Below are 14,023 nucleotides of genomic sequence, written 5' to 3' on the forward strand. Positions count from 1 at the left end.
TCTTTCACGCCACCGATGCGATCCGCCTTGCCCTCGAAACGATCGATAAAACGATGACGTCGGTTATCAGTAAATGACACGCGTTGGGCTATTGTATCAAAAAGAGCAGTACGCTCATGCACTCGCGCAGACACTCGACCAGCTTCCGGTCGACTACACGGCTGACGTTCTAACCCTGTCCGATCTCGCATACGCGAAACGGTACGATTTGCTCCAAACCGACGAACTGCTTCGGTACGGGGTGAGTGCCGTTGGCGCTGGCACCCTCGCAGACGTTCCGGTCACGACGCATCTACAGGGATGGGACGATTATGCGAACACTCACGGTCAGTACACCCGGCGTATGCACGCGCTGATCCGGACTCTCAGTATCATCTCACGCCAGAATATCGCGGGCGTTCTGTACGTCACACAGATAACAAAAGATCGGTTTCCGCTCTCGTTCGACCGGTATGGGTATTCGATGCCGGTGTTCGACGTCGACAGCTACAAATCCGATATACAGGATACCGATGTTTCGACTACTGACGCCCGTGAGCTACTGACGGTGACGAACCTTCGGTATCAGGAGAAGCTGCGGGGCGTTCAAACCGTTCTCGACGGATTACAACCGTTGTTTGCGACCCACGACGATCTCCGATATCGGATCGCAGGAGGGGGCAAGCAACTCGATGAGCTTCGAGAGATCGTTTCGGACTACCCCTACGCTGACCGCGTTAGCGTGCTCGGCTTCCGCGATGACGTTCCCGACCTACTCGCATCGGCGGATCTGTTCGTGTACGTCAGTTACCTCGATTCGCTCGCCATGACGGTTCTCGAAGCGGAGGCTGCTGGCCTGCCGGTCGTTGCCGGTGACTGTGGTGGTGTTCCCGAAGCGGTGGGTGATGCGGGAATCGTCTGTCCGTCCACTGCGGAGGGCGTTTCGAACGCCGTTCGGACGCTCGTTCGAAACGACGACCTACGTGCATCGTTCGCAACGGCTGGTCGTGAACGGATGACCACACACAACCGGCGGCAGGCACACCGACACATCGCATTCTGGGAGAACGTCCTTGAGGACTGGAGTTGACAGCGATCACGCCCCCACTGATCGATCGTTCACTCCCGGGCGGGATCGAACCGATCACAAACGGCCTCACACCGATTCGTCCCTGGTGGTTGGAGGAACTCCTCTCGGACCGCGTCTCGTTCGGCCGCGAACTCGTCGGTTTCGAGTACCGACTCGATGCTGACCAGTAGCTCGTCGAATTCCGTCGCAACCGGACCGGGCGTCGCCTCGTCGTAGTCCAGATTGAACCCTCGTGTCTCGCGGTACCGCTCTCGATCGAACGGATAAAAGACGACAGGTCTATCGAGCAACAGGTAATCGAAATACAACGAGGAGTAATCCGTGATCAGGGCGTCGATTGACGGCAACAGCGGGTACACGTCCAGCGCGGACGGCATCGAGATGATCCGCGAACATTCAGCTCGATCGACGTCTATCCGGTCTCGCGGGTGGGGTTTGACGATGAGGTACGCATCAATCTCGGTGAGCTTTGCGTCAAGCTTCGACAGATCGAGATGTTCCCCGACGTGCTGGCCCGTTTCCTCATGAAAGGTGGGCGCATACAGGAACACGTCGCTTTCCTCGTGGCGTTTGGCCGCCGTCTCGTAGATGTCCGCCTCGGTTTCGGTTCGTCCGTCCGGAAACGTTCCATCGAGAAGGTCGTTTCTCGGATACCCCGTGACGACGACCTGTGATGGATCCATATTCCGGCCGGACGCGAACGGTTCGACCATCGCCTCGCTCGTCACGGTCAGCCAGTCGAACTGTTTGAAGAGGGCGTATTTGCCCCGCTCGATCGGTCCAACGATGGGGTGATCGATCTGTCGATGAGCATCCCATTCGACCTGCTTCAGCATGATGCCGTGCCACAGCCCGACGATCGTCGTGCCACCGGCACACCATACGTTCACGTCCTGTGTACCGTGGCTCACGAACGCGACACTCGCCCGGAGGCTCGCGTACGTCCCACGGAACGAGTCAGCATGGTACGCTTCGTACCCTCGTGATTGCAGCGTCTCGACCACGGTCTCGTTTCTTGACAGCCACACCGCCCGTACATTCGGACGCTCTTCGGCCGTGTGAAGATACAGATACTTCGAATTGTCGACGAACGCTGAACCTTCCTTGGCACCGAACACCCACAGCGTTTCGTCTTTCGGCCAGACGAACGAAAGAACGTACAGCAACCCGAGCCAGAGGTACGATAGACCAGCACTCACACGAGAAACAACTCCGTTAAAATCCATATCGTTTCTCCGTCACTCGACTGTGATCCGTCCGTAGATCCCTCTTGCTTCTGATAGGTCTTCTTCGGTGTCGATCTCGATCCACGGACCGTCAGTTTCCACGAACCCGACGCTCACGTCGTCGAACAGGCGATCGAACGCTCCTTCGTACCATCCGTTGACCTCCTCCTGTTCGATGAAATCCCCGATGTGCTCGAACAGCACGCTCGCGTCTTCGGCGGTGAACTTCGAGAGACCAATGTACTCGGCGGCCCCACCACTGAGATCCTTTCCGATAGCTTCGATGTCGTCACCGTCGAACGCCACCACCATCTCCTCGCCCGTTTGTTCGGTTTCTGGGTCGACAAGGAGGGCGCTCCCATCGTTTTGCTGTAGCTTCGAGAGGCTCGATGCTGGAAACAAAGTGTCAGAGTTTATTAGCGTGAATCCATCTAGGGCGTAGTCCCGTGCCAGCCACAACGAATAGATGTTGTTGGTCGAGTCGAACCGCTCGCTGTGAACGAACTCGATCTCCAGCGATTCTCGGGAGCGACAGTGGTCTCTGATCTGCTCGCTTTCGAACCCCGTCACGATGACGACTCGCTCATATCCGTTCGTTTCGAGTGCTTGGAGGATATGTTCGAGGATAGCCTGCTCACCGACGTCCAGTAGCGTCTTGGGTGTGTCGTCGGTTAACGGTTGGAGTCGCCGTCCTTGACCGGCGGCGAGAATGATCGCTTGCGTACTCGGATCCCCACCGAGACCATCTGCACGATGGCTATTCATGGATGGATTTGTATCAACGGTACATATTAACGCTTGGATTCTATTACAGGGAAATTCTAGATGTTTAGCGCTTAAAACCATCTTGAGAGGGTTTGATAATAGGTGGAAAGTCTCGTCACTATCGTTTTTCCTCATTGTCGCGACCAAGACGTGTATCGGTGGCTCAGTATCCACTGACAGTGGAATAACGAAACGGTATTGTACTTCAGTCATCAGCATTACCACGTGTCTCCCTCACTGACGAATTGGCTCCGAAGACGGATCCGATACGGCTACGAAGAGTGGCAGAAGAACGGACTTGCGGGGGCTCGAGAGGGAGCAGTGACCACGTGGAGGGCGGTGTTCCACGAACTAAACGAACAGTACATTCGTCGGATCGGCAATCCCGGCCATTCGATTTACGAACGCGAGTGGGACGTCCTCGTCGTCTTGGATGCGTGCCGGGTCGATCTCCTTCGGGAGGTCGCCGACGAATACGAATTTCTCGGGGAGATAGAGACGTTCTATTCGATCGCAAGTAAATCATCGACGTGGATGGAGCGCAATTTCGACGGCGAATACGCGGACGAGACGGCCAGTACCGCCTACGTGACTGGCAATCCGTTTTCGAGAATGTTCTCGGGATCGGAGTTCGCGTATTTCGATGAGGTCTGGCGGTATGCGTGGGACGACGACCTCCATACGATCCCAGCACGGCCGCTGACCGATTCGGCGATCGACGTCTGGCGCAACGAATCCGTGGATCGAATGATCGTCCACTACATGCAACCCCACGTGCCGTTCGTGACCGAACCGGATCTGGGTTCGTACAAGGGCCCGGAGGATTTCGGCGATGGGTTCAACGACCTCTGGGATCAGGCCGGATACACGCTCTCCGCGGATCGTGTGTGGGACGCTTACCGGGACAACCTCCGATACGCGCTTGATGACGTCGAGTTGCTCTTGGAAAACCTCGATGCGAATCGAGTCGTGATCTCTGCCGATCACGCCAACGCTTTCGGGGAGTTCGGATTTTGGGGCCATCCCTCTCACATGCTGCTTCCCTCTATCAGACGTGTTCCATGGAGCGTAACGACCGGTGTGGACGATGGCGAGTACGAGCCAACGCTCGACCGCAGCGAAGGGATCGATGACGACGACACGGTAACCGATCGACTGCGGGATCTCGGATACGTGTGAGTCGCACACGATGGCACTCCGGTGGTTGCGCCGTCGAGATCGAAACGAAAAGGATAATCAACAGATCTCGCCCACGTCCATGTACAGATGCCGTCTCGATCTGATTCGGGTCTCTATTCCTCACTTCGATCCGTTACGCGTGGTGCGTCGGTGTTCGCTATCGGGACTGGTCTCAGCAAGGCGCTGGGGTTCGTGTTTCAGGTGTTGCTAACCCGTGGATTGGGAGCCGAACTGTACGGTATCTACACATACGGGTTTACGCTCGCCATGTTCGTCGTCAACTTCGCCGATCTCGGGACGAGCAAGGCGATTCTGAAGTTCATCCCCCAATACGAGGACGATCTTCTCCAGCAGAATCGACTGCTCGGGCTCGCGTATCTAACGTCGTTCGGTGGGAGTCTCCTGTTGGGCGGCAGCCTGTATGTCTTTGCTCCCACGATAACCGAGTTGACGCTGAACGATCCGCTGCTCGCCGACGTTTTGCGCATCTTTGCCGTCTTCATCGTCTTCTACACACTCACGAGAACCGTCAGCAGCGTGTTTCAGAGCGTCGAGCGACAGGCGTACAAGATGCTCTTGGAGAACGTAACCACACAGACGCTCCGGATTCTCTCCGCCGGAACCGCGCTCGTCGTCGGGGCGTCCGTCGTCGGCGTTACGGCTGCCATCATCGTCGGTACCGTCCTGACGTTCGGGATCGCGGCCGCGGTGTTTCTCTCCCGTACCTCGTTTCGCCCGACGCTTGGAGGGTCGCGCGGAGACGTTCGGGAGTTTTACGACGTCTCACTCCCACTGACGTTTTTGGACGCAGGACGGCTGTTGTACCGGCGGATCGACGTGTTGATGGTCGGGTTTTTGCTCTCTGCGAGCAGTGGCGTCGGCGTCTACAACATCGCAACCGTGCTCGCAAGCTTGCTTCGACTACCACTCACCGGCTTCAACCAGCTGTTTCCGCCGATCGCCTCTCGCCTGTATTCGAACGGAGAGATCGAGGAACTCCAATCGATGTACACGATGGTAACTCGGTGGACGTTCACGATTTCGTTGCTTCCCGCGGCTGCCACGCTCGTCTACGCGGAGGAACTGCTCGGGATATTCGGGACCGCGTTCACGACCGGTGTTACCGTGCTCTTGCTGTTCGTCCTCGGAGAGCTGATGAACGCCCTCGCCGGTCCGAGTAATTACATGCTGATCATGACCGACCACCAGTACGTATCGATGGTCAACGAGTGGGTGCTCGGGGTGCTCAACGTCGTTCTCAACTACCTGTTCATCAGCTGGTTCGGTCTCGTCGGTGCTGCGCTTGCGACAGTGAGCGTCCTATCGGTGATCAATTTCGTTCGGGTGGTCGAGGTGTGGTATCTCGAAGGATTGGTGCCGTACTCGCTGAAATTCTTCAAACCGATCTTTGCTGGCGTCGGGGCTGGTGCTGTGATGTTCGGCCTGAAAACGTTCCTCTCGGGGTATCTCTTGCTCGTCATCGGTGGAGCCGTCGGTGCACTCGTCTTTGCGCTCGGGCTGTTCGCTCTCGGAATCGAACAGGAGGACAAGGAGTTTTTCGTCGAGTCGGTCCCTGCGCTCGAATCCGTGCTGTCCTGAGCGTTATCGGGCGTCGACATCAGCGGCCTGTCTGGCCGCTTCGACAGACTCCCCCTCGCGGAGAACGGCTTCGACGAACAGCTCTCCAGCGCGATAGGAAGAACGCACGAGCGGACCGCTTGCACAGTAGAGAAAGCCGAACTCCTCGTGAGCAACCTGTCGCCACGTGGAGAATTTGGCCGGATGGACGTGGTTGCTCACTTCGAGGTGGCTCCGAGACGGTTGGAGATACTGACCGAACGTCACGATGTCGACATCGATCTCCGAGAGATCGCTCATCGTCTGGTATATCTCGTGGTCGTACTCCCCGATACCGAGCATCAGTGACGTCTTGGTGTGGATCTCGGACGTTTCGCTCACCTGTTCGAGCACGGACAACGACTGCTCGTAGCCCGCCCGCCGATCCCGAACCGGCCACTGAAGTCGTTCGACCGTCTCGACGTTGTGGGCGATCACGTCCGGCTCGGCATCGATGATCTTCTCGATGCAGTCGGATTCTCCCCGGAAATCGGGAACGAGCACTTCGACCAACGTCTCGGGGTGTCGGGTTTTGATCTCCTCGATCGTCCGAGCGAAATGTCCAGCTCCTTGATCGGGAAGATCGTCCCGGTCGACGGAGGTGAGTACGACGTACTCCAATCCGATCTCCGCGATCGCGCTGGCGACGTTCACCGGCTCCTCTGGATCGAGCGGCTCCATCCCACCGGTCTTCACGTCACAAAAGTTACATCCGCGTGAGCACCGATCGCCCATGAGCATGATCGTCGCGGTCCCTGGTCCCTCACGACCGCTCCAACACTCACCCAGATTCGGGCAGTTTGCCTCCTCACACACCGTGTGGAGATCGTGATCCCGGAGCACCTCCTTGATCTCGGTGAAGCGCCGACCCGACGGTGGATGCATCTTCAACCAATCGGGCTTGCGCGCGCGGCTCATACCCGAAAGCACGACCTTCCACGATTAAAACCTGTGGTTCATATCTTTCATAACAATTAAATTACATAAATATTATCAATGTATTAGATGAACACTATTTTAATGTTCAATATCAACACTGAAGATATAACGCAAGGATCGTTGGTACGGGGGTTGTTGGTGTTGTCAGCCCCGTTGTTGGTCCAGAACGTAGTGCAAGTGATCCAGCAGGTGGTCGATCTGTTTTGGGTCGGACGGTTGAGCAGCGATGCGGTGGCGGCGATCGGCTTTACGATGCCGCTCATCTCGATCGTTTCCTCTGTGGTGTTGGTCATGCCGTTCGTCGGAACGCAGGTGCTGGTTTCACAACGCGTCGGCAGCGAGCGCTTGTCCGGTGCTCGTCGGGGACTGTTCACGGGAATGGTCGTTTCGGTCGTTACCGGACTCGTACTCGGCGTGATCGCGTTCGCCGGAGCGCGTCCGTTCTTCGAACTGCTCATGAGTGTTCGTCCCAGTTCCGTTTCGTCTCAGGTCGTCGATCTCGCGGTGACGTATTTCGGTGTCTTCGCCATCGGTGTGTGGATCGCTGGCATCTCTGATACGACAGAAGCCGCGTTCATCGGGTGGGGTGATTCTCGGGCGGCGCTGTACATGAACGTCATTGCCCTCTCGGTGAACATCGTTCTCGATCCGATCATGATATTCGGATTTCACGACAATCCGCTGTTCGTGGGACTCGGGTTGGGTGGTCTCCAGTCCGTGTTGTCGTCGATGACGCAGTTCAGTGGCGTCGGCATCGCGGGCGCTGCGCTGTCGACGCTCATCGGATACGGGGTCGGTGGGGTGGTTGGATTGACGTTGATCGCGCGCGGTCGCAACGACGGGATGCTTTCGTGGGCTGCTGTCGGTATCGATACGAACACGATTCGAGAACTCATAGACATCGGTATCCCGGCTGGTGGTCAGTCCATCTTGAAGCAGGGCGTAGAGTTGGCATTAATTCTGGTCGTCTTCCGTGCGGCTGGAAGCGCCGGGCTTGCGGCCTACATCGTCGGCTACCGGGTTGCAAGCATCGCCGTCATCCCCTCGAGAAGCCTCCAACAGGCCGCCCAGAGCATCATCGGGCAGAATCTCGGTGCGGGATCGACTGATCGCGCGCGTCGAACGACGTGGATCGGCGTCGGAATCGCTGGCGGCACGCTCACCCTCATCGGCCTCGCTCAACTGATGGTTCCCGAAACGATCGCCACCCTGTTCGTTCCCTCACTGTCGTCGACGGCAACGCACCTCGCCGTCGAGTATCTCGCTATACTCGCGTACGGCTATCCAGCGATTGGTGCTATGTATCTCTTTCAAGCCGGGTTCAACGGAGCGCGACGTACTCAAACGAGCTTCGCGGCAAGCTTCTTCCAGTATTGGTGTGTGCGACTTCCGATCGCCGTCGTCGGTGGGATCGTCCTCTCGTTGCAGGCTTCGGGGGTTTTCTGGGCTGTTACGATCTCGAACGTCGTCGCCGCCGTCGGATTGGCTGGCTACTACCGGTATTCGATCACGGATGGAATGCTCGATCGAGCGGCCCACGCCGCAGCCGCGGACTGACTGTACGGTCTCTCTCTCTTGTGTGTTCTCAGTCATCTCTCACTGTAGTAACGACACAAAGCTTATCATTTACAGACATTCCTTTCAGATAATGAGGAGAAGGCGGTTCATTGTTGGAATGATTTCACTCTCGACGGTTTCATCCGGTTGCCTCTGGCTCGATAGCTCTGAGGTGTCTGATGATTCATCGACCACGCGGACGCCGAACGGTTCAAAGTCGACACAGCTGAACGTCTTGCGTGTCGAACAACGCACCCCTGTTTCAGACGGTTCGTTCACCGAAACCGAGCGCTCGACACCGCTCGAAGCAAACGCGTTCATCAGTATGTACGAGGAGATTTTGCGGTCAAAGGATCTTCAGGTAGAGTGGGCGTCCAACGTTCGCGAAGAAACGATCGAGGTGTTGTATCCGGCGGATGACTCCAATCACGAACAGCTGATGAACGTATTTGCCGATGCGTTCATCGAGTTGACCCGCCGGACGGGTGGGTCCGGCTGGGATATGCGTTTTGTCGTTGGAACGTCCGGAAACGTCTGGTACAAATGGGAACTCACTGACGACATCGCCCGCGAGTATCTCCATGGACAGCTCTCACACGAGGCGTTACTCGAAACGATCGACAAACCGGACGAAACGACGGGAAGACCCCAATCCGAAACGGAACCGGGGACTAGAGGGTCGAATGCAGATACAGATGAGAGCGAGGACGGAGCTGATCGAGACGACGGGATGGATGAGGGAAGCGACGGAGAGGGTGAGGGGAACGGTGATTCCGACTCAGGCTCAGTAGCGTCCGGCTTTGCGGTTCGGATTCGATACGAACGGGAATGGAGCGGTGTCGTTGGTGGTGACGAGCAAACCAAGTCTGTAGACGGGACTGGGATGGAGACGATCGCTATCGAGGACGATCACCCGGTCGTGATCTCCGCGAACGCACAGAAACTTGACGACAGCTCTGAGACGCTCACGGTTCAGATTCTAGAGGACGGCGAGGTCCGCAAGGATGTCTCGACCGACGCGGAGTACGGCGTTGCATCGGTCAGCTACACCCCATAGCAGTGGAACGACGGGGTTCCGTCCGCCAGACAGAGAAAGAAATCCATTTGGTCCGTCGGATCCGTCCTTCGCTGTGAACGTCGCAGAGCGGATCCCGGAGTTCGCCGACGCCTTCCCCTTCGATTCGTTCAATCGGATGCAGACGGAGGCGCTGCCGGCGATTTTAGAACGCGAGGAGAACGTCGTCGTCAGTGCCCCGACGGCGTCGGGAAAGACCGCGTTGGCTGAGCTCGCCATCTGCAAGACGCTCAAAACGGGGGGTACGGCGTTGTTTCTTGCTCCGCTTCGTGCGCTCACCAACGAGAAAGAACGCGAATGGGAACGGTTCGAAGATCTCGGCTATTCGGTGTACGTCGTCACGGGCGAGCGTGATTTCAATTCTCGGAAAGCCGAGCGCGCTGATATCCTCGTGATGACGCCGGAAAAGGCCGATTCTGCCACCCGGAAACACGATTCATCCAGATACCAGTTCGTCCGGAACGTCGACTGTTGTGTCATCGACGAGGTGCATCTGCTCGATTCGGACCGGCGGGGCAGCGTCCTCGAAGTGACGGTGGCACGCCTTCGCCGGCTCTGTGAGCCGCGCATCGTCGCCCTCTCGGCCACGATGCCGAACATCGACGACGTGGCTGGCTGGCTCGACGCCGTCCCGGAAACGACGCTCCAGTTCGGTCAGGACTACCGGCCGATCCCCCTCTCTGCGGAGGTTCGAACGTACACACACGGTGACAATCCGTTCGCCGACAAGTATCGTCGACTGTACCGCGCGCTCGATCTGGCCGAGCCACACATCCGCGACGGCGGACAAGCGCTCGTGTTCGTCGCTTCTCGGCAAGACACGCGTCAAGCCGCGGAGAAAGCCCGAGACGAACTGGCGTCTCGGGACGTTCCGATCGGCGCACGCGGCGAGTACGACTTTCACACCGAAACCAAAACCCTCTCGAATGAGACCCTTCGAAAGTCCGTACTCGACGGCGTCGCGTTTCACCACGCCGGGCTGTCCCGCGAGGACAAAACCCACGTCGAGAAGTGGTTTCGGCGGGGCGATATACAGCTGTTGTTCTCGACCTCGACACTCGCATGGGGCGTAAATCTCCCGGCTCGCTGTGTCGTCATTCGGGACACGAAGCTCCACGATCCCCTCGAAGGCGAGGTCGACATGAGTCCGCTCGACGTGCTCCAGATGCTTGGGCGTGCGGGCAGGCCGGGTTACGACGACGCCGGCTACGCCTACGTGGTCTGTGACCGAGCGGACGCCGAGAGCTATCGTACGCTGCTGCAGGACGGAACGCCGATCGAATCCCGACTGGCGGACGATCTCGCATCTCATCTCAACGCTGAAATCGCGCTGGGCACGATCGGCGATCTCGACGACGTGATGGAGTGGCTCGAAACCACGTTTTACTTCGTGCGCGCCGAGCGCGCATCGGCGTATGATTCGGGAGAGCAACTGCGGGACACCGCACGCGAGACGCTGTCTGTACTCGTCGCTGATGGGTTCGTGGAGACCGACGAGCGTCACGTCGAACCCACGCCGCTGGGGCAGCTCACTTCCCGCTACTACCTCCGGCTCGACACCGCAGCCCGGTTTGACGCGCTCTGTGAGCGCGACACGGTGACCGAAGCCGACGTGCTAGAGACGGTCGCTGGCGCAACGGAGTTCGACAGCGTCAGTGCCCGACAGAGCGAGCGAGAGGCAATCTCTGCTGTTGTGTCGGGACGCACGTCGCTTTCGGAACCCAGCCATCGGAAGGTGTTGGCAATCCTCAAATCGAGCACGACCGGCTCGACGCCATCGGAACTACAGAGCGACGCGTGGGTGATCCGCCACAATGCGCTCCGGCTGTTGGGGGCGCTTCGGACGTTTCTCGATCGGTTCGCCGATCCGCCTGCGGCGAACGTGGCGCGTCGTGTTGAGGCACGCGTCGAGAACGCGATCAGCACCGAGGCCGTCGGGTTGACCGCGATCGACGGCGTCGGGTCCGGACGGGCCAAGACCCTCGCGCGGGCAGGGCTGTCGACACCAGCGGATGTCGTCGAGATGGGTGTCGATGGACTCGTCGACGCCGGACTCTCGGAGGGGGTTGCGAAACGAGTCCTCGACAGCGCCCGCGAGCTTCCTGCTGTCGTCATCGAGTGGGGTGCGTTTCCTGACGCCATCCCGGCCGGTGAGAACGACGTTCGTGAGGTCACCGTCAAGACGACCGCCGGAACCGCCCGGGCGACCGTCGCGGTCACCGTCAACGGCGTGTCGATGATGGATACGAACACGTATCTCGGGGAAACCTCCGTTCCTGTCGGGGTGTTCGGCGGCGACGCGGACGAACTGGAGTACACTATCACCGTGGCGTTTCCCGAGTTGCCCCTCGTTCCGATCACGGAATCGAAAACGGTGCGTGTCGTGTGAGCACTCCGGATGTGACTACCCCGTCCGGATCCAGTTTCCTGCACCGTCGGCCCGAAACGCGGTCCACGGCATCGTATTCGTGTTCCACACTGTGGCACCCATCGCGCTGGCGTAGCCGCCGTGTCCGTTCCATTCGCCCGTCGACCGAGGATCACCCGCGTTCGTCCCTTGTCGGTTGAGCAGCGTTCGCGTTCCCCCGTCTTGTAGGGTCCCGAACGTGACGCCCTGAACGGAATCGAGCACCGTTTCGACCGCGTTGTCCACGATCAGTTGCCACGGTTTCGAGCCGTGACAAACGACGTTCGACAGCGTGGTGTGCGACCCCGAGATCCGAGCCGCCACAGTCTTTCCGTCCGACTGGGCGAGCGAGACGCCCGTGAGACGACAATTGCTGCCAGAACAGTCGATCGCCGGCGTTTTCGATGCGCTCCCGAATCCCGAGACGGTCAGACCGGTCACTGACACGCCTGTGCCGTTCAGCCGAATAGCCTCCCGTTTCGCGTCGAAAACGCCGACGTTCGTGTACTGCGATCGGGTTCCGTCGGTAGCGATGCCCACTGCGGACTTTTTGATCGTCGTGTTGCCGACCACGTTCCCGGTCACGTCGCCCTCCCGGATCGCGGGTCCCTCCTCTGCGTCCGTGACGTACACGTTCGAGACGGTGTTGTTGGCTCCGGCGAGTTCCAGACCGGGCGAGCAGTTGACGATCGAGACGTCCGACACTTGACTGTAGCTCGGTCTGAGATAGATCCCACCGTTCTTTCCGGAAACGATGTGCAAATTCGAGAGTTTCAGCCGCGTTCCGCCGCCGAGATACACGTTCCACCCGAAGTTGTTCTCGATCCAACTATTGCGGAGCCGCGTTCCCGAAGTAGAGGCTTCGAGATGGAGTCCATCGCCCCAAGAATACCGGACGATGAGGTTCTCATACAGCGTATCGATGACTTTCCCCGTTCCGTGGATGAGATGCCCCTTCGAACGTTTGTTTTTATCGGGAAAGTGACCTAGCACACTCATGTCGCTGACGCCACCGAAGTTGCCCGACGAATCGCTCTGAAACGTGATGAGCGATCCGTCGGTGGCGTCGTCAGTCAGTGTGGTGGTCCGAACGCCGGCGCCCCTGAGATACACCGCCGTCTGTTCATAATCAGTAGCGGGAGGCGTTGCCAACGCCGAAGCGGTGTAGTTTCCCGGCTGGAAATACACCACGCCTCCTTCCGGTACCACGTCGTTTTCGAGCGTCCACGGATCGTCTGGTGTTCCACTCCCGTCGGTTGCGGACTGGGCGGCGAATCGATCCCTGCTCTCGGCGTGTTCGTCTATCCGGCGCCACTTATCGTCTCGCCAGATGTACAGCGTCCCCTGCTGTGGCCCCCGGTCGACGAGATACTCGTGACCAGCCCGATCGCCGCTCTCTGGACGTGCCTCCAGCGGTCCGATCCATCGAGGGGCGTCCCGCAGTGGCTCTGCTGATCGGGTGGACTGCGTCTCCTCCGAAAACATCGAACAGCCAGCGAGCGATCCCGCACCGAGGACCGCCGTTCCACGTAACACCGTTCGCCTACCGTATCCTTGTCCTTTTGTCATGACAGAACACTCGTTGTTGGGGACAAGGGTTTTGTGGCCCGGCGTCTCGGGCACTCCTTCCGTGGATACTCTGAAGGTTTATACGCGAAGCCGGATCCAACGCCGCTAATGACCGATCAGATTCGTGTGTACGCTGGCGAATGTACGGCAGAGTACGATGGGCCGGTGGACCGGACGGCTTGTGGGCACGTCGTAGCGCTGGTGAAACCCGACGATACGGTGCTCGTCCACGATCGCGGTGGTTACTCTCCGGCCGTGTGGCTGACCCGCGCCACGTCGGTCGACATCGACCACGACGGGCAACCACGGATTACCGCTGTCGACGGCGACCAACGTCTCACCGTTCGGTTCCACCATCTCGATGAAAGGGGCGCGTATTCCGTCGGCATCGCCGGTATCCCTGTCGGGCCGTCGGATACGGCGGACAGGATGGGTCGATACGTTCGGCGTCGTGACTCGGTCGTGGACGTAACGACCGGTGATCGATACGCGATCGATCGAGTGGCCACCGTACTCGATCGGTCGTGTACGTGTGGGTTGCCGTTGATCCGCATCGACTCCACGGGTGTTCGCTGCCTCGATCCTCGGTGTGGGCGGTCGGGATGAGCCACACGCTCGAT

11 protein-coding genes are annotated in these 14,023 nt (G+C 58.8%); 7 read left to right on the forward strand and 4 right to left on the reverse strand.

Annotated elements, in window-relative coordinates; genetic code table 11:
* Positions 1 to 73 precede the first annotated feature (73 nt).
* A complete protein-coding gene (locus MW046_RS07915) occupies positions 74 to 1,069 on the forward strand; it encodes a glycosyltransferase family 4 protein (protein ID WP_247992577.1) in 996 nt (331 codons plus the stop codon).
* Positions 1,070 to 1,098: 29 nt separating this feature from the next.
* On the opposite strand, the gene MW046_RS07920 is transcribed toward MW046_RS07915, so the two are convergent.
* Both MW046_RS07920 and MW046_RS07925 read right to left on the reverse strand, forming a co-directional pair.
* Positions 1,099 to 2,268: a CDP-glycerol glycerophosphotransferase family protein gene (locus tag MW046_RS07920; protein ID WP_247992578.1), complete on the reverse strand. Its 1,170-nt coding sequence runs from the start codon at positions 2,266 to 2,268 to the stop codon at positions 1,099 to 1,101.
* Positions 2,269 to 2,307: 39 nt separating this feature from the next.
* Positions 2,308 to 3,060, reverse strand: a complete 753-nt coding sequence (locus MW046_RS07925) for a phosphocholine cytidylyltransferase family protein (protein WP_247992579.1) — start codon at positions 3,058 to 3,060, stop codon at positions 2,308 to 2,310.
* 225 nt (positions 3,061 to 3,285) lie between these two features.
* On the opposite strand from MW046_RS07925, the gene MW046_RS07930 reads away from it, so the two are divergent.
* Complete coding sequence (locus MW046_RS07930; RefSeq protein WP_247992580.1) at positions 3,286 to 4,239, forward strand: alkaline phosphatase family protein; 954 nt, start codon at positions 3,286 to 3,288, stop codon at positions 4,237 to 4,239.
* An 87-nt stretch (positions 4,240 to 4,326) separates the two neighbouring features.
* A complete protein-coding gene (locus MW046_RS07935; protein WP_247992581.1) occupies positions 4,327 to 5,838 on the forward strand; it encodes a flippase in 1,512 nt (503 codons plus the stop codon).
* Between the two features lie 3 nt (positions 5,839 to 5,841).
* Here MW046_RS07935 and lipA read toward each other — a convergent pair whose 3' ends face one another.
* Positions 5,842 to 6,786: a lipoyl synthase gene (gene lipA, locus MW046_RS07940; protein ID WP_368411318.1), complete on the reverse strand. Its 945-nt coding sequence runs from the start codon at positions 6,784 to 6,786 to the stop codon at positions 5,842 to 5,844.
* Positions 6,787 to 6,876: 90 nt separating this feature from the next.
* Here lipA and MW046_RS07945 point away from each other — a divergent pair, with 90 nt between their 5' ends.
* The 3 genes from MW046_RS07945 to MW046_RS07955 all read left to right on the forward strand — a co-directional run bounded on the left by MW046_RS07945 (position 6,877) and on the right by MW046_RS07955 (position 11,816).
* Entirely contained in the window at positions 6,877 to 8,352 is a 1,476-nt protein-coding gene (locus MW046_RS07945) for an MATE family efflux transporter (RefSeq protein WP_247992583.1), read from the forward strand.
* 91 nt (positions 8,353 to 8,443) lie between these two features.
* Entirely contained in the window at positions 8,444 to 9,409 is a 966-nt protein-coding gene (locus MW046_RS07950; protein ID WP_247992584.1) for a hypothetical protein, read from the forward strand.
* A 73-nt stretch (positions 9,410 to 9,482) separates the two neighbouring features.
* Positions 9,483 to 11,816: a DEAD/DEAH box helicase gene (locus MW046_RS07955; RefSeq protein WP_247992585.1), complete on the forward strand. Its 2,334-nt coding sequence runs from the start codon at positions 9,483 to 9,485 to the stop codon at positions 11,814 to 11,816.
* A 15-nt stretch (positions 11,817 to 11,831) separates the two neighbouring features.
* Here the strand turns inward: MW046_RS07955 and MW046_RS07960 are convergent, their stop codons facing one another.
* Complete coding sequence (locus MW046_RS07960) at positions 11,832 to 13,403, reverse strand: right-handed parallel beta-helix repeat-containing protein (RefSeq protein WP_247992586.1); 1,572 nt, start codon at positions 13,401 to 13,403, stop codon at positions 11,832 to 11,834.
* 108 nt (positions 13,404 to 13,511) lie between these two features.
* On the opposite strand from MW046_RS07960, the gene MW046_RS07965 reads away from it, so the two are divergent.
* A complete protein-coding gene (locus MW046_RS07965) occupies positions 13,512 to 14,009 on the forward strand; it encodes an endonuclease NucS domain-containing protein (RefSeq protein WP_247992587.1) in 498 nt (165 codons plus the stop codon).
* Positions 14,010 to 14,023 lie beyond the last annotated feature (14 nt).

This window comes from Halocatena salina (assembly GCF_023115355.1).
Taxonomy (GTDB): Archaea; Halobacteriota; Halobacteria; order Halobacteriales; family Haloarculaceae; genus Halocatena; species Halocatena salina.